Source organism: Streptomyces sp. NPDC094147 (assembly GCF_044764265.1).
Classification (GTDB): Bacteria; Actinomycetota; Actinomycetes; order Streptomycetales; family Streptomycetaceae; genus Streptomyces.
This window is the reverse complement of record NZ_JBIWHT010000016.1, coordinates 141194-159077: the sequence shown is the minus strand read 5'-3', so window position 1 is coordinate 159077 and position 17884 is coordinate 141194. Positions and strand designations below refer to the sequence as shown.

Here is a 17884-nt window from a genome sequence, read left to right as displayed (position 1 = left end):
TCCCCCGGACCGGGGGGTTGCCCGCCCCGGGGCCCCCCCCCATTTTGGGCGAACACTGGGGGGCCGCCGCGGGGGGGGCCCCCCCCCCCCCGGGGGGGGGGGGGCCGGGGGGGGGGGCCCCCCCCCGCTTCCGTACGTACGCGGGGCGTCAGCCCTGGCCGCCGCGGCGGCGCAGCATCGCGAAGCCGAGGCCCGCGGCACCCGCGGCGGCCAGACCGCCGCCGGCCGCGATCATCGGCGCCTGGTCGGAGGAGGCGTTGGAGACGCCCTCGGCACCGGCCTTGACGCCGCCCTTCGGGACGACACCGGTGGCGGTCCTGTCCTGCTTCTTCTTGCCGTCCTTCTGGACGGTGTACTTCTCGATCAGCTTGCCGTCGAAGTCGTAGACCCAGCTGTTGCCGCCGTTCTTGCCGTCGATGACGACGAACTTGTACACGCCGTTCCCGGCGTTGACGATCTTGTAGGTCCAGCCGTCGTTGAGGACCGACGGGTTCTTCAGGTCGATCGAGCCGAGGAAGTTGCCGTTCGGCATGGAGATCTCGACGCGCGGGCCGTTGTTCTTGGTGGCCTTGATCAGCTTGGCGATACGGCCGTCGGGCATGGTGATCTTGACGGAGGAGACGACGTCGGACGACTTGTCGCCCTGCTTGTTGTCGCGCTTCCTCTCGTCCTTCTTCTTGACGTCGTCCCTCTTGCCGTCGTTCTTCTTGCCGCCCTCGACCCAGGAGGTGACGGTGCCGTCCGGGTTCAGCACGACGTACAGGCCGTTGTTCTGGCCGGTGGCGGAGGCGCCCTTGGCGACGAGGGTGTCGAGCTTGCTGCCGTTGGCCCAGATCTCGGCCTCGTAGTGGTTCTGGCCGAGCTTGAAGACCTTGGCCACCGAACCGTCGGCGAGCTTGACGGACTTCACGAAGGAGCGGAGCTCCTTCTTGGTGTCGTCCTTCTTGGACTCATCCTTCTTGGACTCGTCCTTCTTCGTGTCGTCGTCCTTGCCGGGCAGGACCTCGGGCTTCGGGTCCTGCTTCGGGTCCTGCTTGTCCTGCTTCGGGTCCTCGGTGCCGGGGAGCACCTGGGGCTGCGTCTGCGGCTCGGACGGGGCGGTGGGCGAGTCGGCGAAGGCGGCACCGGCCGGGAGGGCGAGAGCGGCGATGGCTCCGGTGGCGATGGCGGCGGTGCGGAGGGTACGGCGGGTGGCGCGCATGGGTGCTCTTCCTCGTAACGTCTAGAAGCGTGAAGCTCGTCTTGTATGTCGTGTCTGTGGCTCTTTGCGGCGGCGACATCGACAAAGTTACGAGTGCCATGTTTGGGTAATACGTAGGCAATGTAACGGTCGGCTCGTACTTGAGCCGCGACCGTGTAAATCGCCCCGGATTCAACCAAAACGGCCCTGAACTGGACCTGCGGGGCGCGTCCGCCCCCTACCCGTCCCCTATCCGCCCCTTAGGGGATGTCACAGCTCAGCCGCAAAGGCGTCCGGTTCCCGCCGCCCCCCGGTTGGCGTACCGGCGGAACAGGTACGTTCGAATCGTGGCTGGATTCAGGATCGGACGCGGCGGCCGGGACAACCGCCCCCCGCGGCAACCGCAACAGCAAGGGCAGCAGCAGGCCCCGGCACAACAGTGGCCGGGAGCCCAGCAGCAGCCGCAGTACGGGTACGGACAGGGGCAGGGGAACCAGCAGGGCTACGGACCGGGGCAGCAGCAGTACCGGCAGGCGCCCCAGCCGCGGCGGGACGAGCCGGAGTACTTCGGCGACCCGTACTACCAGGGCCAGGGCCAGCCGCAGGGCTACGCCCCCGCCCAGGACCCGTACGCGGACAACCCTGGCCACACCCAGGCGTTCAGCATCGGCGAGGATCCGTACGGCGACGGCTCGACCTATCGGGCGGGCGCGGTCACGGCGCCGCCGAGCGGCCCCCGGCTGCACTGGAAGGAGCTCCTGTCCGGCATCGTGATGCGGCCGGGCCCGACGTTCTGGCAGATGCGGGACCACCCCGTGTGGGGCCCGGCGCTGATCGTCACGTTCCTCTACGGCCTGCTTGCGATCTTCGGCTTCGACAAGGCCCGCCAGGACGTCATCAACACGGCCCTGTCCAAGGTGCTCCCGGTGGTCCTCGTCACCGGCGTGGTGTTCGTCATCGGCGGGCTGATCCTCGGCGCGGTGACCCACACGATGGCCCGCCAGCTCGGCGGCGACGGCGCCTGGCAGCCGACGGTGGGCCTCTCCATGCTGATCATGTGCCTGACGGACGCCCCGCGACTGCTCCTGGCCCTGTTCCTGGGCGGCAACAACGGCGTGGTCCAGATCCTCGGCTGGACGACCTGGCTGGCGGCCGGCGCGCTGTTCACCTCGATGGTGAGCAAGTCCCACGATCTGCCCTGGCCGAAGGCGCTCGGCGCCTCCGCGATCCAGCTGATCGCGCTGCTGTCGCTGCTCAAACTGGGCACGATCTAGACGTAGGCATGGAAAAAGGGCCCCGGTTCATCGAGAACCGGGGCCCTTCGCCGTACAGGTCATACGGGTCGTACGAGGGGTGGTACGACGGGTCGTGCGGATCACGCAGGGGGACGTCAGGCGTCCAGCACCTGGCCCTCGCGCCGCACGACGGGGGGTTCTACGCTCCACGGGAAGTTGATCCACTCATCGGTACGCTTCCAGACGTACTCGCACTTCACGAGGGAGTGGGACTTCTCGTAGATGACGGCGCTGCGGACCTCGGCGACGTGGTCGAGGCAGAAGTCGTACACCAGCTTCAGCGTCTTGCCGGTGTCGGCCACGTCGTCCGTGATCAGCACCTTCTTGCCGGAGAAGTCGATGGCGTTGGGCACGGGCGCGAGCATGACCGGCATTTCGAGCGTGGTCCCCACACCCGTGTAGAACTCCACGTTCACCAGGTGGATGTTCTTGCAGTCCAGGGCGTAGGCGAGCCCGCCGGCGACGAAGACGCCGCCCCGCGCGATGGAGACCACGATGTCGGGCTCGTACCCGTCGTCGGCGATGGTCTGCGCGAGCTCGCGGATGGCACCGCCGAACTTCTCGTAGGTGAGGTTCTCGCGCACGTCGTTCTGGTCGTTCATGGTCACACCTGGGTCCGATGGAAGTTGAGGAAGGACCGCGAGGCGGTCGGCCCGCGCTGGCCCTGGTAGCGGGAGCCGTACCGGTCGGACCCGTACGGCTCCTCGGCGGACGAGCTGAGCCGGAACAGGCACAGCTGCCCGATCTTCATCCCCGGCCACAGCTTGATCGGCAGCGTGGCGACGTTGGAGAGCTCAAGGGTGACGTGCCCGGAGAACCCGGGGTCGATGAACCCGGCGGTGGAGTGCGTGACGAGGCCGAGCCGCCCGAGCGAGCTCTTGCCTTCGAGCCTGCTGGCGAGGTCGTCGGGCAGGGAGATGACCTCGTAGGTCGAGGCGAGGACGAACTCTCCGGGGTGGAGGATGAACGCCTCGTCCCCGTCCGGCTCGACGAGCCGCGTGAGGTCGGCCTGCTCGACGGCCGGGTCGATGTGGGGGTAGCGGTGGTTCTCGAACACCCGGAAGAAGCGGTCGAGGCGTACGTCGATGCTCGACGGCTGCACCATGGATTCGTCGTAGGGATCGATCCGTACCCGCCCGGCGTCGATCTCGGCCCGGATGTCCTTGTCTGAGAGAAGCACGCCCCGAGGATACGCAGAGCGCCCGCCCCGCCCCCAATCGGCGACCCGGGGCACGGTTCCGTCCCGGGCGGCCGGGGAGGGGGCTGCTTCTGCCGCGTATGGCTGCGGGGGGGGCGGGGGCGGGGTGGTGCCGACCGGCCGGCCCGCCCCGCCCGGCCGGGCTTACCGGGTCCGGCTACCGCCGCCGATCGGGGGGCGGGCGTACGGGAGCCCGCTGCCGCCGACCGGAAGGCGGGGCCGCCGGACCCCGCCACCGCCAATCCGGCAGGGGCGGGGCTACCGGACCGCGCTACCGCTGATCGGGCAGCACCGGAACGGCGTGCCGCAGGCGTGCGCAGCGCGGACACCGGATCAGCCGGCCGGGCCCGATCCGCCCGGCACCGAGCTGCTGCATCGGGAACGATTCCGTGGTGAAGACATGCCCTCCGGCGCAACGGACGACGGTCCGCTCCAACGAGTCCATCAAGTCGCTCAAGTCCCTTCCCCAACAAGCGTGGACGGAGAAACCACCACATTAGGGGATGAACAGAACGGCCTCGCACGCGGCGCTCCGACCACGCACACGCCCTTCACCGTACGCCCCAACTCCCCCCGCCCACACGCGGATCCCGACCCCCGACAGCACGAAGGCCCTCGCTGAATTCACCGAGGGCCGGGCATGGGGTAGAGTGAGCGACGATCCACTTCCCCTGGGGAATCCCCTGGGAAACGATCACGCGAGTGTAGTTTAATGGTAGAACATAAGCTTCCCAAGCTTAGAGCGCGGGTTCGATTCCCGTCACTCGCTCCATAGAGAAACCCCAGGTCAGCGACCTGGGGTTTGTTTGTTGTCTAGACCAATTTCGGGGCGCGTGCCATCCGTGAGCTCGCGCGGCCGATTGCCGCGCCGAACTCGCTCGTGCCCAGCCGGTTCGCCACCGCTCTCCATACGGGGGCGAAATGATCCGGTACCGAGGTCGCGTGCCCTCCCCCGCCGGGCAGGACGCCGTACCAGCCGCACGTGACGCTGATGGCCGCGAGCCGGAGCCCGACGGCATCCGCCCGGCGACCGGTGAGCGGGAAGGCGCTCGGCACCCATCCCGCAACCGGCACGTTCCAGCGCTCCTCGACAACCGCACGCGCCTCCTGGAGGCTCCCCGCACGGATCGTTCCCGCGCGATGCAATCGAGCGGCCGCCATGCGGCATTCAGATGGCGAGGGGGAACCGTCGGCGGCAACAAGGGACGCGGCGACGAGAGGCTGAGGGATGAGGGGATGACATGTGTCCTCCAGGAGTGGATGGCCCGGCCCGGGTTCCCACTCCCACCCGACGGCCGTCACCTTGCTTGCTGCCCGGCGATGCCATGGACGCGAATCGGTCCGTCCGGCAAGAAAAATCTCGTCAACTAGTCGGCAGATCAATGCCATTGGTCGCGCACGCGATTGCCGATCGTGAATTTGCGCCGAGTACGCGGTTCACGAAGGTGTTCCGCCTTCCGGACCCTGACGGCGGGCCGGGGCGACGCCTCGGCGCGGTCCGTGCCGCGTCTTCATCGCGTTTCCCGGCCGGTCAACGTTCGGCGGGACGCGAATCCCCGAAGGGTAATGGAATCGCCCCGTACTCTCCGTCGGGCCGCAGGGTGCGACGCCAGCCGCCCCACCGCCGCACCACACGACCGCCTCCTCAGCCTCCCCCAGCCGAGCCGGAAGGCGAGGACCCTCATCACCGCCGGAAGGCGAACTGCCATGACCACCACCCTCGTTGAACAGGCCGACCAAGACTCCGGCTTCGGCACCTACCCCTACGCCCTGGAGTCGATCGTGCTGCCGTACCCCGGCACCAGGACGCGGGGCAGGGCCGAACACATCCGGGTGCCCCACGCCGATGTGCTGCGCGAGACGGCGTTCAGCCGCCCGCTGCCACCCCCGGCGACCCCGGAGGAGCTGTACTGGTTCCGCTGGATCACCGGCCACCAAGCCGTGTTCGCGCTGTGGCAGTTGATCGACGACGAACTCGAACTCGTCGTGAACGACGGCGTGGAGAGCGCGGCGGCCCGCGCGACCAGCCTGATCCACGCCTACTCCGTACTGCTCGTCTACACCGGCTCGCCCACCCGCGAGCTCTACGAGCGCCTCATCCGGCCCGCGATGATGCTCCAGCACCGCTCGTTCAGCGGGCGCTGGGCGCGCGACTACGCCGCGATCCCGCCACGGCTGCGCTCCCTGCGCGCACGCTACCGGCAGACCGAAGCACCGGATGCCATAGCCGAGTTGAACCGTGCAGGCAGGCTCAACCACCAGGTACACATGGCCATCGCGGCAAAGCTGATCCCGGACGGCGACTCCCTGCTGCGCGCCGGGGACGGAGCCGCCGCACTCGGCGCCCCCACGGAGGACACCTCGCGGCTCTACGACTCGTTCTTCGCCACGCACCGCGCACTCAGGACCCGCCGGGAGGTCATCGCCCAGCTGGCGCGCAGGCTCCGGGTCATCCTCCTCGACCTGCACAGCAACGGCCTGTACCCCACGGCCTCCTCCAGCGCCGCCGAGTGCCCCGCGGAGCTGAGGGACGGCGACCTCACCTGCTTCACGAACGGGGCGGTACCGCTCCTGGTGGAGGCGGGCCGCACCCTCGACGCCCTCCGCCACTGACTCGCCGCCGCGGGGACGCAGCGCCGGGCAGACAGGGCGCCGGTCCGTGGTCGCGGGCATTCACGCCTCCTGCCCGGCGGAGTCGGCGACGGCGTCGCGTACGCGTGGGGCGAAGGGGTGGCCGGTCGCCCCTTCGCCCACCACACACTCGGCGGCCTCCGCCTCAGCCCGCTGGGGACCGGGACTGCCGAAGAGGCGTGCCATGGCGGCGCCTTCCGGTGAGGTCACCACAGGACCGGCAGCCTCTCGGGGACTCGCTTGATGTTGCCCGTGCGCCAGACCAACTGGTCGGCGGGCAGCGCGAGACGCAGCCGGGGGAGGCGATCGAGGAGGACGGTGAGGGCTTCCTCGGCATGGACACGGGAGATCGCGGAAGCGGGGCAGAAGTGGCGGCCCGCCCCGAACGACAGGTGCGTGTTGGGCAAGCGGTCGAGGTCGAACCGCTCGGCATCCGGGAACTGCTCGGGGTCGAAGTTCGCTCCCTCCACACAGACCAGCACCAGTTCGCCGGCCCGTACCAGGACGTCACCGACCTGGACGTCGGTCCGGGCGATCCGGGGCAGGCCGTCGCCGATCGACAGCGTCGACCGCAGCAGCTCCTCCACCGCGCGAGGCATCGCCTCGGGCCGCTCACGCAGGTGGTCCATCGCCTCCGGGTGCCGGATCAGTGTCAGCACGGCGTGCAGCAGGAACACATACGTACTCATGGCGCCGGCACCGAAGAGCGACGTGACCGTGGCGGCGAGCATCCCGTCGGTCAGGTCGCCGCCGTCGCGCTCCGGATCGTCGCGGAGCTCGCACAGCCGCCGGATCAGGCCCCGCTGGGCGTCACGGTCGGCGCGCACGTGCCGGAGCACGAAGGCGTAGTCCTTGTCCCAGTTGGCGGTGCAGCCGTCGTACACGACGGGGCTGGTGACGAAGCCGAGGTCCAGGCCGGACATGAGCCGCAGCCCGTCCTCGTACGGCAGGCCGAGCACCTTGCAGACCAGCGCGGCAGAATACGGCTCGGCGAACCGCTGCCGCAGATCGACCGGCGGCCCCTCCTCGACCAGGGCATCGACCAGTTCGTGCGCCCGCGCGGACATCCACTCTGCGGACGCCGGCCCGGATCGGGGTCCGAAGGCACGCAGTACTTCCTGGTGGAGCCCGGCGCTGTTGACGTTGCCCATGGTGTTGACGACCTCCGGGGGAATCGTCAACGCGTACTGACGTGGTACATCGGGAGCCGCCGTGTCGCGCAGGCTGAAGCGTTCGTCCTCCAGGACTTGCCGGGCCAGGGCGTAGCTGGTGACCAGCCAGGCGTCGTCGCCCGTGAGGGTCCGGATCCGCGCGACGGGGCTCTGCTCACGCAGCCGCGCGCACTCGGCGGGCACGACGTCACCGCGCCGGGACAGGGGCCACTCGACGCCGGAGTAAGGCGGCACGGAGGCTTTGGTGGTGGGGGATGCCATGGCAAAAAAACCTGCTTTCTTCTACGGCTCGACAGGGGCCCTGCGCAGGTCAGTCGCGGCACGCGACGAGGACGTAGCCCTGGTTGCCGGCCGGGCGCAGCCCCATCGGGCGCTCACCGAACAGCAGGCGGCCCAGCGCAAGAACGGTGTGATAGCAGTGGACGGACGAAGCGACACCCAGGATCCGCGGCGTGTCGACGAAGAACGGCAGCTCGGCGTCCACATAGGCGAGCGCCGCCTGGACCTGAGCGGGAGTGGGCAGATCGTTCGGCTTCAGCCGCTTGGTGAGGAACTGGTACGCCATGGCATCCCGGACCGACCGTAACTGCACGTCGGTCCGCAGCGCGGCCCGCGTCCGCGCCTGCACCTCGCGGTAACCGGACTGGTCCAGGAAATCGGACAACGGCCGAGCCCGTACGCGCTGTGCCGCCGCGCCGATGTCTTCGAGAGCCCCGTCGATGCGCCGCCGCACGCCGCGTAACTGCTTGGCGATGCTCCTGCGCGCGGCGAGAGGTTCGTAGCCGAAGGCTTCGAGCATCGACTCCAGAGCGACATCCGCGTGCACCACGTCCACGGCGGCGAAGCGCTCCACCGCCCACGCCATCACGCCGGCCAGATGCCGGCGGCTGAAGTAGCTGTTGCCCGTGCTCACTCCGAACAGCGCGTGATCCCCGCGCTGAAGGAGCCTTTCACTGCTCGCCCCGAAGGGTAAGACCCTCACCCCAGGATCAGTCAGGGTCTGCGGCTCACTGTGGGCCATCGTCACTCCTCACCTGCATGTGTCCGCACACTCATCGGGCATGTGCCCACGCTGAGTGACGCGAATACCGGCAATTCCTCGAAAGAGTGGCGCTGAGTAGTCGCCGACCACATCGTGCGCCCCCGCAGCGCACCCCATGCGCGCCGCCACATCCCACGGCGGCAGCCAACCGTCTCCTCAACAGGCGGAAGGCGGTGCCGGGATCATCATGCGGAACACAGGCCCGGCACCTGGATGTCGCCGAGTCCCAGCCGCTCGAACTCCGGCTGCGGGAAGCCGTCTTCAAGAAGCCGTCCTCGAACGGAGGGTTGTGTGCGACGACCGCCACCTCGTGCGTGGGACGTCACACTTCCGCAGAGTGGCCGGCCCAGGCGGACCGCCTGTAACTCTGTTACACCGGCTGACGTACCGCCCTCGTTCGAGCAACCTCTGTGACGGAGCGCGTAGTTGGCCACAGAAGGTGCTGAAGTCCCTCTCGCGCGCCCCCTGGATCACCACCGAGCGCCTTCGGGACGGCGGCGTACGGAATGGGGTTGCCGGCCATGCTCACGGCGGACGGCCGACCGTCGGTCGGCTGCCGCCGAGCAGAAGGAAATCCCTGGATGCGCCTACGCCACACTCTCGGCGCCGCGCTCGGAGCTCTCGCTCTGATGGTGGCTCTGCCTACGTCGGCCCATGCGGACAACGGCTACCTCGCCTACAAGTACGGCGACCCGCTCTTTCCGAAGCAGGCGAAGAGCGGAACGTACCCCGACAACCTGACGATGCCCGAGACGGTGTGCATCGAAATCCCCGAGGTCGAGAACAAGCCTCTGCAGTTCGCCTGGGCACCCAGCAACCACACCGCCAGCTATCTCTACGTCTTCAGTGAGGAGGAGTGCCTCGGCGTGAAGACGAAGGTGGAGGCCGGCCAGAGGCTCCCAAGCAACGTCAAGTTCAAGTCGATCTACCAGCCCTGAGGTGCACGCCTCCGCCCCCGGCGCGGCGCCCTCGCCGCGCCGGGGGCCCCGGATTTCGCCCCACCAAGGGGGTGGGAGGCCCGGCCCGCGCCCCCCGATCTTCAGGAGTCCACACCTCCGGTGATCACGCGGTGGCCGCACTCATTCCCGGCACTGCGACGCGACGCCGTGTCCTACGCGGCGCCAGGAGCGCCGAGGAAGCCGAGCAGGACGGCGGCCTCCGCGCGGAGCCGGGCGGCTCGGCCGGCGTGTACGGGTGCGGTCAACTGCGCTGCGGCCTCCAGCCGTTCGGCGGCCTCGGCGCGCACGATGTCCACCACACCGCGCTCGCTCAGCTCACGCCGCGCCGCTTCGGTGACGCCGACACCGACCGGCGACTCCTCAAGGGGCGCGCCGCGGAGCGCGGCTTCGTCCACGGGCACCGCCTCGGCGTTGTCCAGCGCGGCAAGCGTTGCGCGCAGGGCGCTCACCGCGGCCTTGTCGCGGGCGCGCATCGCTTCCAGCAGTGCTTGACGCATACGTAGACGTAAAGGCATGCCGGTGACCTTATGGCGGCCCCCCGGGACCCACAACGCGATAAACGTGCGGCACCAGACCTCCCGTCGGCTGAGGCGAGCTCCGGTACGCGTGCGGCGATGCGTGAGGCCGGCGCGGCCTCCCTCGACGACCTGCTCGCCAAGCACCACATCCGGTGGGGCGCCGTGACGCCCGACCGTCCCAGCGGCACCCCTATTCGGCAGCTCGGCCGCGCCCCTCCCGATCGCCCAGCCGCTCCGGCAAGTTGGCGAGGTTGGTCATGTCGCGGACGTGCCCTGTTCCGCAACGCGGGTCCACCAGGTGGCGGCGTCCTCCGCCTCGCCCAACTCCCTCAGCAGGACACCGAGGTTGAACATCGCATCGGTGTGCCCATCGTCAGCGGCACACTGTCAGGCCGCGCGGGCCTGACGGCGTAGGCCCGCGTAGTACGCGGCCAGTCCGATGGGAAGGCAGGCGGCCGGGGCGGCGCATTGGGTCAGGTGGGTCCATACGCGTACGGGTGTCCGGTCCGGTGTGCCGGGCGCCGGGCGGGTGGTGTGTTCGCCGAGGATGTCGGAGACCCGGTAGCCGTCGGTGCGGCCGAGGGTCTGCGCGTACGGCTGGAGCAGGGCCATGACTCCGCCATGCTGGACGGGTCGGCAGGCCCATGGGCCAGTTCCAGCACCTCACGGCTGTCCTCGGCCAGGCCCTCCCCCTCGGTGTCGCCAACGTCCGTGTGGTGCAAGCGCAGTTGGTTGAAGGGCCCGGTCTTGACTCCTTCGGTCTGCGGATGTCGGCTCGATACACCAACCGCACAGCCGAGTTCGACATCAAGCTGTATGTCGGACACTCGGGCCGTTGCCGGGACAACATCCTCGCCAAATCACTGTTCACCACGCTGAAGCGGAGGTTGCACAGTGACCAATCGTGGCCGCCGACGGCTACCCGTTACGCGGTCCATCTCGGACTCGGGACCCACGCCACCGCGTCGACAGCAGCCACTGTCCTGTTCAACTCCTCCTTGTCAGAACCCAGTTCATGCCGCGACTCCGAGTTCCTTGCGGATGCGGTGCTGAAATTCGCGTACGGCCGGTTCACGGCGCCAGGGCGCGAGGGCAGTGTTGAATTCGCGGACGTAGTCCAGGGCGCGGGTGGACTGGACGCGGGTGAGGATGTCGACGGAGCGGTGGCCGAGCTCCAGGCCGTGGTCAAGGTCGCGGGCTTGGAGGTGGGCAGTGCCAACGATGGCCAGGCGCATGCCGACGGAGCGGGTGAAGACTCCGGATGGCATGGCGGTGGCCTGTTGGTTCCAGGCCAGGGCAGCCTTTGGGTTCTTCAGGTCGCGGAAGACCTCGACGGCGTCGGCGGACAGCCGGGTGTGGTGGTAGAAGTCGATCCAGCCGGGCTCGTCGCCGCTCTCCTGGCGGGCCTGCCCGAGGAGGGTCTCAGAGGCGCCCAGGGCGCCGGAGGCGGCCCTGAGGTCGTGCGCCCTGGCGTGAGCCCTTGCCTCGATGAGCTTGGTGAAGGCCAGTACGCGCGGTACGGCGTCGCGCTTGGCACGTTCGTAGGCACCCTGGGCCATGTCGATGGCCTCGCCGGCGAAGCCGCGGAGCAGGGCTTGCATGGCCATGGCGGTCAGGACGTAGCAGCCGAGCTGGACATCGCCGCCGGCGCGGGCGAGGCGGAGGGCCTGGATGAAGTGGCGTTGGGCAGCGTCGTGCTGGCCGACGTCGAAGGCGGTCCACCCGGCGAGGCGGGACAACTCGGCGGTGACGGAGAACAGTTCGCGGCCGATGTCGTCGCTGAAGGAGCCTTGCAGGAGCGGGGCCGCGCGGTGCTCCAGACAGTCGGTGACGGAGTTGGCCTTCCAGTTCCCGCCGCCGTACTTGGAGTCCCAGTGCCGCGCGTGGTCGGCGGCGTCGCGCAGCTCCTCCAGGTCGGTGCGGCCGACCTGCTGTCCGCCGCTGTGGCTGGCGGTCTCGTCGGCCGGGCTGACCAGCCAGCGGGTTACGGGCGCGGCGAACGCAGAGACGGCGAAACCGGATCCGGTCTGGGCGAGGAAATCGCGGCGGTTCACGGAGCTCCAGAAGGAGGTGGCGACGCGCACGGCGTCGGCGGGATCTCGCAAGCCCATTTTCGATCGAGGAACAGAGCGACTGACCCCGAAGAGCACCGCAGACCGCCAGGCCGCCACTTCTGGATGTGGCGGCCTGGCGGTCTGGCGCACCGTACCGGCCGCACCGCCTACGGGTTCGGAGACTGGGCTGAACGTTCGAGGACCCCGGCGCGCACGGCTTCCGCCAGCGCCTCGGCCAGCGATGCCGGAATCATGCCTACGTCGACCCAAGGCGTGCCCCTGCCGCTCACGACAGGGCGCAGACGGGCCGTGGCGCCTTCCGGCGCCCCGAGTTCGCCGAGGGCCTGCCGGACCCCCTCTGTGACCTCAGCCGCTCTGTCCCACCCGCTACGCCACTCCTGCATCTCCATCAGTCCATCACCGTCCCCGCCGCCGGAGTCCGCGCACGATCGTGCCCATCGCCGTGCGCCCTGATCTCTTCGGCCGCCTCATAGGCGGCCCTGTGCTGACCGCGCTGGATGGCCGCACGCACCTGCTGGTCGAGCGCTTCGCACACACCGCACCCCTGCGGCTTGACGTAGCCGTACAGCCAGCCGTCGTCCAACGGCAGCTCGACCGGCGCCTGTGAGTACCTGACTGGATCGCTCATGTCCCCTCGCTGACCTCGAAGCCTGGGGACAATCGTCATCCGGCAGTCGACACCGCCCAACAGATATGCGCGTTGTGGACTAAAGATCACCCCGGCAGTACGCGGCCCACCTGGCGAGTTGCTCGCGTGCTGCGTCCCCGAAGAGCGCATGGTCCTCGTATCGAGCGAAGCGGTCGATCATGTCGCGGATGTCGCGTGGGTCTCTGAACACCATGGCGCCTAGATCGAGTTCGGCCGTCGCCAGCGTGTCGTCGTAGACCGTGAAGGTGTTCAGGGCTCCACTGGCGAAGCGCACACCCAAGGGAATCACGCCGAGCCTGATGTTCTCCTGGTGCGTGAGGGAAGAGAGCCGATCGATCTGCATGGCCATCTGGTCCGGCGGCACCAGGGGGTACCTGACCGCCTGTTCTGTCAGGAGAAACGTGAAGCGCTTGGACCGGTCGAAGAGGATCTGTTGCCGCTCCAGCTTCATGCCGACGGCCTTGGCCTGCTGCTCGGGTGGCGCATCGGACAGGCTTACCCGGACGTATTCAGGGGTGGCCAGAAGCCCCGTGATCATGGAAAGCAGAAAGTACCGGAAGGTGGTCGACGACGCCTCCAGCCCGGCAAGCTGGACCTGTTTCTTGTCCAGGCCCTTGCGGTGCAGCGTTCTGTCACCCTGCCACTCGGTCTGAGCGATACGGGCCAGCGCCATGACTTCAGCAGCCACGTCGGGTGACGCTTGCAACCCACGAAGAATCTGCTCCACGTCCACGAGCGAGGGTCGGGCCTTGTTGCTCTCGATGCGGCTGATCTTGGACTGAGACATGTTGCAACGCGAGGCAAGCCGGACTCCGGAGAGCCCGGCTTGCCTCCGTAGCTGCCTAAGCATCGCCGCCAGCTGTCGCCCCGACTGGTCAAGCTGCTCAGGCTCGTAGGTCACCTTGCACGTACTCCTGAAACGGGACCGACTCTGCAAGCGCTATGCGCTGGTACTCAAGGAACGGGCCCACGTCGCCCTCGTAGACCTCTCGGCTGATCTGAGTGCCATCCGCCTCGTAGTGCATGAGCACGACCTGAGAGCGGTCGAACATCCAGAAGTCTCCGACGCCCTTAAGGGGGTTGGCGCGCTCGGTCACATCGAGGATACGAATGTCCTCGCCAGCCCACGCGTGCGGCTCGTAGTACATGAACTCAAAGCGGAGATAGTCCGAGAGCGGCCGGGTCACGACGTGGACTCGCCCCTTGGACTTCCCCTCTCTGCTGACCCTCTTCAAGTCTTCGGTGTACTCATTCGAGTAGGCGTGAGGGTCGATGCGCTCACCCGCCAGGAAGTCTCGGATCTCCTGATCCTCTTGCGGGACGCGGTACTCGGGCAGGGTCTCCAAGCGCCATGCTTCCCGCTCAAAGGTCTTGAACTTGGCACTCCACGCCTCACCATCCAAGAGCACGAACAGCCTCCCTCAGGACGCTCTCCGGGATCTCGACAAGGCCCTCTCCGCTCGGGGGCTTGAAGGCGTCGGATACGTCGCCCTGGACGACCAACGAGCCGGAGGCTTTCCGGTAGACGTTGGGGCAGTCGTTCTTGTTGCACTCCCCGTTGCCGCCACCTGTGAGACGGGCCAGTTCCTCGCGTGCCATAGCTGAACTCCCATGGTCGGCAGCCCACTTCGGGCTGTTGGCATGACAGTACGAGGGACTACCGGCGTCGGTCTATGCGTGAACGCGACTATGCGCGTTGTTGCATAGAACCGTGGCGCGCCGCTCACCGCTTGATTTTTTAGATCTTGGGCAACATGGACATCCCGCGCCCCCCTGTTCTCTCTCCCCGACCAGAACAGGTTTTCCGCGCCCAATAGGACCTAGAAACTACCTGACCAGGGCAAACGTCCCATATGACATCTACTAAGCGCACACGAGTTGCCGAGCGGGACATAGCCCGACGTGTTCCCGGGCGCGCGGAACGGCGGGTGGGCGAGGCGCTCCGGGCGCGTCGGCAGGGCAAGAAGGCAGACCCGCGACTCGCGGGGTACGAAGCGACGATTCTCGTCCTCGCCCAAACCTTGGACTCGGCGGCGGCATCGGGGGACGCCCTCAACGTCACTCGCCTGTCGAGATGCCTCATGGACGTCATGAACGTTCTGAACATGGCTCCCCCTGTGCAGTCGGAGGGGGCGAACGAGGGGGGCTCGCCGCGCTGCTCGCCGCCATGGCCGTGCCGGCCATCCCGGACCCGGCGGACTGTCCGTGGGAAGAAGGCGTGAACTGCACTCCCTTGGCTTGCAGGAGCCGGGCGATCGAGGAGCCGAGCTTGCCGAAGCCGATCACGAGGGCCGGGCGGCCGTGGAGGATGTCACCGCGGCCGCGCATGACGGCCTCGGTGGAGAAGACCACGGACTGGCCGACGAGGAAGTCCTCGGGGTCCTTCAGCGGGGACCGGGTAACCGAGATGACGGGGCAGGGCACTTTGTCGAGATTCTCGTAGCGACGGTGCCCGTTCTCGGTGTCCTCGATCACCCCGGCAAGGCGGCCGGTGGAACGGCTGTGGACGTCGGCCAGGGTGTGGGCGAAGTAGCCGCCGACGTCCAGCAGGGAGACCGTCTCGCCCGCGGCCCGGGACCTGCAGGGTCGGCCACTCGTGACCACCACGCAAAACCAGTGGCTCAGCGGGCACGGTGCCGTAGTGCCCCGCCTTCACGGTGGGGCACTACGACGTGCGGGGTCTCAGGTGCCGCAACTCCAGCCCTGGGGGCCGTCCGGCAGCCGACCTCAGTTACGAGCGGCGTGGCGGCGGGCGACGATGGCGGCGAGGCCGGCGATCAGCGCGCCTGCCGACAGGAGCGCCATGGGCAGCAGTGTGGTGCCGGTGTGCGACAACATGCCCTGGGTGTGGGGGACTTGGCCGGTACCGCCGTGTGCGGAGCCGCCACCCTGGGTGCTGCCACCCTGCGCGGCGCCGCCCTGACCTCCGCCGCCATTGCCAGTGCCACCCTGGCTTCCGCCACCCTGTGTGCCGCCCCCATGGTCCCCGCCACCACTGTTGCCCGACCCGGTGTCGGACGCCGTGGCGCCGAAGACCACACGGCCGCTGGATCCGTACAGGCGCTGGGGCAGGTCCTTGGGGACCGCTATGCGGACCTTCAGATGCTGCGTGCCGTGTGCCGCCAGCGACTCGACCGGGAGGCTGCCGGGGTTGGCCAGAGGTGTGTCCGGCAGCAGAGTGCGGTAGTTGCCCGCACAGGATCCGTCCGCGGCCCACGAAACGCCGCACACCTCGACCGCCGTACGCAGGCCCCCCGCTCCGGCCAGCTCCCCCTCCCCCGACAGACGGGACGTGAGGGTCACCGCCCGGGGGAACGTGGACACCACGTCCAGGTAGCGGAGTTCGGTGGTGCCCGGCACCATGTGCGGGGTGTCGGCGGTCCAGAACGCACCCGGGCCCTGCCGGACATCGATCCGCTCGGCAGGAGCCGAACCCTCATGCTCGGCGGCGGCCGCGCCACCGGCGGCCAGTACGGGGACGGCCGCGGCAACGAGTACGGCGGCCAGCACACGCGGACGCGGACGGCGAATGAGCGTCATGAGTAAGTGAGTTCTTTCTTGTCTTGGCCGAACGCCCGGCCGCCAGGTCCCGAGAACGGACTGGGAAAGGGGCGCGGCAGCAGGAACAGAGAAGTCAGAAACAGAGAGGTGGCGGCAGGCACCGCGACCGCGTCAGGGGCGGCGGCGGAACGACGACAGCTGACGCAGGCCGTGAGCCATCAGCATCAGGCCGCCGAGCGCGGCCGCCAGCCCCCACGGGCCGACCGCAGAAAGGAGTTGGGTCACTGCGCCCAGCCGGGGCACTGAGTAGACAACCTCCGCGTACGAGGCCGAGCCACGCGGCGGGACCTTCAACACCCAGGAGTCCTCGGCCGCGTTGGCGTCCCCCTTGGTCTGCAGAGACCGGTGACCGTCCGGCTGGGTATCCAGCTTCCAGACCCGGTGCAGCACCGGCTTGCCGTCCTCCGGGGCGAAGGGCGCGGGAGGGCGGAGCGCGATGATCTGCCCGACCTCAAGATCCGCCGGGTCCAGGGGCGCCGTCACCGCCAGCGAGCCCGCCGGCGTGCCCGGACTCATCGACCCCGTCAGCACCGGCACGTAACGCATCCCATGGACGAACCAGCCGTACGCGCCCACGCCGACCACCGCCACGAGCGCCAGCGTGGCCACCGTGCCCGCCCAACGCCCGGTCCGGCCAATCCACTTGGTCGACCCGGCGCCCCTGGCACGATGCCGCCCCCGCCCCCGGAACCCCCAACGACCAAACGACAGCACGGTGCAGAAGCCCTTCACAACAGTTCGTTACGCGGTCCCGGGAGCCGGGCCGAGACATGCGGGGAGGATGCCACCCGGCGCAGGTGGCCCAGGAAGTGACGGACCTGATTCCTGGGCCACCCGAACAGCGGTACGGCGCCGGTTACTTGCCGGTGCCGCGGAAGGTGAAGTCGATGGAGTCGAGGGACTTGCCCGAGGCCTCTGCGAGCTCCGCGTCACCCAGGTTGTCGGCGAAGGACACGGTGATGGTGAACTCCGCAGCCTTCTTGCCGCCCTTGGGCAGATCCACGTCGAGAACCCGGCCCTTGCCGCCGTGCATGAGGCCGTACAGGTCGCCCTTGTACAGCGTCGTGTGGGAACCCTTCTTCGTGATCTTGACGTTCAGGGCCATGCCGAGGGCGTCGGAGACGGGCTGGCCGTTGCTCTTGGCGGTGGCGGACTTGAGGGCCACCTGCTTGATGTCCTCGCGGTTGCCCTTGTTCCGGAGCGTGAAGTCGTGCGAGACCGTGGAGCCCTTCGTCATGTCCTTGAAGGTGACCTTCTTCGCGAACTCCTCGGCGTTGTCGACCTTCAGGTCCATGGCGTCCGCCATCGGGGCGGCGTCCACGGAGAACACGCCCGACTTCACCAGGAGGTCCGACTGCACCGCGGCGTAGCCGCCCGCGGACAGCAGACCGGCACCGGCCAGCAGCGCGACCGCCGCGGTCCACTGCTTCTTGCGGCTCTTCTTCCGGCCGTCGCCCTGAGCGGGAACCTGGTGGGTGGGCGGGGTGAGGGACGTCGTCATGACTAAGGAATTCCTTTGGTTATCGGCGATGCCATAGAGGCGGAATCGGTGTTGCAGCAAGAACGCTATGCAGCGGATCCCAGCCAAAAGGCGATTGAGTTCC

The 17884-nt window shown here is 68.6% G+C and carries 19 protein-coding genes, 1 tRNA gene and 1 pseudogene; 4 read left to right on the top strand and 17 right to left on the bottom strand.

Going from position 1 to position 17884, the window contains the following annotated elements; genetic code table 11:
• Window positions 1-148 precede the first annotated feature (148 nt).
• Window positions 149-1201: a hypothetical protein gene (locus tag ACIQ8J_RS23355; RefSeq protein ID WP_403272734.1), complete on the bottom strand. Its 1053-nt coding sequence runs from the start codon at window positions 1199-1201 to the stop codon at window positions 149-151.
• Between the two features lie 326 nt (window positions 1202-1527).
• On the opposite strand from ACIQ8J_RS23355, the gene ACIQ8J_RS23350 reads away from it, so the two are divergent.
• The gene (locus ACIQ8J_RS23350) at window positions 1528-2454 is read left to right on the top strand and encodes a Yip1 family protein (RefSeq protein WP_403272733.1); all 927 of its coding nucleotides are present in this window, start codon (window positions 1528-1530) and stop codon (window positions 2452-2454) included.
• Window positions 2455-2570: 116 nt separating this feature from the next.
• Here ACIQ8J_RS23350 and ACIQ8J_RS23345 read toward each other — a convergent pair whose 3' ends face one another.
• Window positions 2571-3077 carry a phosphoribosyltransferase gene (locus ACIQ8J_RS23345; protein ID WP_199826980.1) on the bottom strand — a complete coding sequence of 169 codons (507 nt, stop codon included), beginning with the start codon at window positions 3075-3077 and terminating at the stop codon, window positions 2571-2573.
• Between the two features lie 2 nt (window positions 3078-3079).
• Complete coding sequence (dcd, locus tag ACIQ8J_RS23340) at window positions 3080-3655, bottom strand: dCTP deaminase (RefSeq protein ID WP_403272732.1); 576 nt, start codon at window positions 3653-3655, stop codon at window positions 3080-3082.
• Between the two features lie 716 nt (window positions 3656-4371).
• Between dcd and ACIQ8J_RS23335 the strand changes: the two genes are divergently transcribed.
• Both ACIQ8J_RS23335 and ACIQ8J_RS23330 read left to right on the top strand, forming a co-directional pair.
• Window positions 4372-4445 (top strand) — tRNA-Gly (locus tag ACIQ8J_RS23335).
• Between the two features lie 935 nt (window positions 4446-5380).
• Window positions 5381-6286, top strand: coding sequence for an L-tyrosine 3-hydroxylase (locus ACIQ8J_RS23330; protein ID WP_403272730.1), 906 nt, complete (start codon window positions 5381-5383; stop codon window positions 6284-6286).
• A 60-nt stretch (window positions 6287-6346) separates the two neighbouring features.
• On the opposite strand, the gene ACIQ8J_RS23325 is transcribed toward ACIQ8J_RS23330, so the two are convergent.
• From ACIQ8J_RS23325 to ACIQ8J_RS23315, 3 genes are read right to left on the bottom strand one after another with little or no spacing between them, the layout of a single operon-like run.
• Entirely contained in the window at window positions 6347-6490 is a 144-nt protein-coding gene (locus ACIQ8J_RS23325) for a hypothetical protein (RefSeq protein ID WP_403272728.1), read from the bottom strand.
• A 20-nt stretch (window positions 6491-6510) separates the two neighbouring features.
• Complete coding sequence (locus ACIQ8J_RS23320; RefSeq protein WP_403272727.1) at window positions 6511-7737, bottom strand: cytochrome P450; 1227 nt, start codon at window positions 7735-7737, stop codon at window positions 6511-6513.
• 49 nt (window positions 7738-7786) lie between these two features.
• The gene (locus ACIQ8J_RS23315; RefSeq protein ID WP_403272726.1) at window positions 7787-8497 is read right to left on the bottom strand and encodes a tRNA-dependent cyclodipeptide synthase; all 711 of its coding nucleotides are present in this window, start codon (window positions 8495-8497) and stop codon (window positions 7787-7789) included.
• Window positions 8498-9099: 602 nt separating this feature from the next.
• On the opposite strand from ACIQ8J_RS23315, the gene ACIQ8J_RS23310 reads away from it, so the two are divergent.
• Entirely contained in the window at window positions 9100-9456 is a 357-nt protein-coding gene (locus ACIQ8J_RS23310; RefSeq protein ID WP_403272725.1) for a hypothetical protein, read from the top strand.
• Between the two features lie 173 nt (window positions 9457-9629).
• On the opposite strand, the gene ACIQ8J_RS23305 is transcribed toward ACIQ8J_RS23310, so the two are convergent.
• From ACIQ8J_RS23305 to ACIQ8J_RS23255, 11 genes and pseudogenes are all read right to left on the bottom strand, one after another.
• Window positions 9630-9950: a hypothetical protein gene (locus ACIQ8J_RS23305; protein ID WP_403272823.1), complete on the bottom strand. Its 321-nt coding sequence runs from the start codon at window positions 9948-9950 to the stop codon at window positions 9630-9632.
• Window positions 9951-10382: 432 nt separating this feature from the next.
• A complete protein-coding gene (locus tag ACIQ8J_RS23300) occupies window positions 10383-10607 on the bottom strand; it encodes a hypothetical protein (protein WP_403272723.1) in 225 nt (74 codons plus the stop codon).
• Between the two features lie 401 nt (window positions 10608-11008).
• Window positions 11009-12106 carry a sporulation protein gene (locus ACIQ8J_RS23295; RefSeq protein WP_403272722.1) on the bottom strand — a complete coding sequence of 366 codons (1098 nt, stop codon included), beginning with the start codon at window positions 12104-12106 and terminating at the stop codon, window positions 11009-11011.
• A 352-nt stretch (window positions 12107-12458) separates the two neighbouring features.
• The gene (locus tag ACIQ8J_RS23290; RefSeq protein WP_403272721.1) at window positions 12459-12698 is read right to left on the bottom strand and encodes a hypothetical protein; all 240 of its coding nucleotides are present in this window, start codon (window positions 12696-12698) and stop codon (window positions 12459-12461) included.
• A gap of 79 nt (window positions 12699-12777) precedes the next feature.
• Window positions 12778-13620: a helix-turn-helix domain-containing protein gene (locus tag ACIQ8J_RS23285; protein ID WP_403272720.1), complete on the bottom strand. Its 843-nt coding sequence runs from the start codon at window positions 13618-13620 to the stop codon at window positions 12778-12780.
• Complete coding sequence (locus ACIQ8J_RS23280) at window positions 13604-14128, bottom strand: DUF6879 family protein (RefSeq protein WP_403272719.1); 525 nt, start codon at window positions 14126-14128, stop codon at window positions 13604-13606. The genes ACIQ8J_RS23285 and ACIQ8J_RS23280 overlap by 17 nt, the downstream gene beginning before the upstream one ends.
• A complete protein-coding gene (locus ACIQ8J_RS23275) occupies window positions 14112-14318 on the bottom strand; it encodes a hypothetical protein (RefSeq protein ID WP_403272718.1) in 207 nt (68 codons plus the stop codon). The genes ACIQ8J_RS23280 and ACIQ8J_RS23275 overlap by 17 nt, the downstream gene beginning before the upstream one ends.
• A gap of 618 nt (window positions 14319-14936) precedes the next feature.
• Window positions 14937-15296 (bottom strand): annotated as a pseudogene (locus tag ACIQ8J_RS23270) (adenosylhomocysteinase); the annotation flags it as partial.
• 150 nt (window positions 15297-15446) lie between these two features.
• Complete coding sequence (locus ACIQ8J_RS23265) at window positions 15447-16259, bottom strand: hypothetical protein (RefSeq protein ID WP_403272717.1); 813 nt, start codon at window positions 16257-16259, stop codon at window positions 15447-15449.
• 132 nt (window positions 16260-16391) lie between these two features.
• Window positions 16392-16889: a hypothetical protein gene (locus ACIQ8J_RS23260; RefSeq protein ID WP_403272716.1), complete on the bottom strand. Its 498-nt coding sequence runs from the start codon at window positions 16887-16889 to the stop codon at window positions 16392-16394.
• Between the two features lie 247 nt (window positions 16890-17136).
• On the bottom strand, window positions 17137-17781 hold the full coding sequence (locus ACIQ8J_RS23255; protein ID WP_403272715.1) for a hypothetical protein: 645 nt from the start codon (window positions 17779-17781) through the stop codon (window positions 17137-17139).
• Window positions 17782-17884 lie beyond the last annotated feature (103 nt).

Bases quoted from the DNA above. Each gene is read 5' to 3' on its own strand.
- ACIQ8J_RS23295 (WP_403272722.1), bottom strand. From the start codon at position 12,106: ATGGGCTTGCGAGATCCCGCCGACGCCGTGCGCGTCGCCACCTCCTTC.
- ACIQ8J_RS23330 (WP_403272730.1), top strand. From the start codon at position 5,381: ATGACCACCACCCTCGTTGAACAGGCCGACCAAGACTCCGGCTTCGGC.
- ACIQ8J_RS23315 (WP_403272726.1), bottom strand. From the start codon at position 8,497: ATGGCCCACAGTGAGCCGCAGACCCTGACTGATCCTGGGGTGAGGGTC.
- ACIQ8J_RS23320 (WP_403272727.1), bottom strand. From the start codon at position 7,737: ATGGCATCCCCCACCACCAAAGCCTCCGTGCCGCCTTACTCCGGCGTC.
- ACIQ8J_RS23345 (WP_199826980.1), bottom strand. From the start codon at position 3,077: ATGAACGACCAGAACGACGTGCGCGAGAACCTCACCTACGAGAAGTTC.
- ACIQ8J_RS23275 (WP_403272718.1), bottom strand. From the start codon at position 14,318: ATGGCACGCGAGGAACTGGCCCGTCTCACAGGTGGCGGCAACGGGGAG.
- ACIQ8J_RS23355 (WP_403272734.1), bottom strand. From the start codon at position 1,201: ATGCGCGCCACCCGCCGTACCCTCCGCACCGCCGCCATCGCCACCGGA.
- ACIQ8J_RS23290 (WP_403272721.1), bottom strand. From the start codon at position 12,698: ATGAGCGATCCAGTCAGGTACTCACAGGCGCCGGTCGAGCTGCCGTTG.
- ACIQ8J_RS23325 (WP_403272728.1), bottom strand. From the start codon at position 6,490: ATGGCACGCCTCTTCGGCAGTCCCGGTCCCCAGCGGGCTGAGGCGGAG.
- ACIQ8J_RS23265 (WP_403272717.1), bottom strand. From the start codon at position 16,259: ATGACGCTCATTCGCCGTCCGCGTCCGCGTGTGCTGGCCGCCGTACTC.
- ACIQ8J_RS23310 (WP_403272725.1), top strand. From the start codon at position 9,100: ATGCGCCTACGCCACACTCTCGGCGCCGCGCTCGGAGCTCTCGCTCTG.
- ACIQ8J_RS23305 (WP_403272823.1), bottom strand. From the start codon at position 9,950: ATGCGCGCCCGCGACAAGGCCGCGGTGAGCGCCCTGCGCGCAACGCTT.
- ACIQ8J_RS23300 (WP_403272723.1), bottom strand. From the start codon at position 10,607: ATGGCCCTGCTCCAGCCGTACGCGCAGACCCTCGGCCGCACCGACGGC.
- ACIQ8J_RS23255 (WP_403272715.1), bottom strand. From the start codon at position 17,781: ATGACGACGTCCCTCACCCCGCCCACCCACCAGGTTCCCGCTCAGGGC.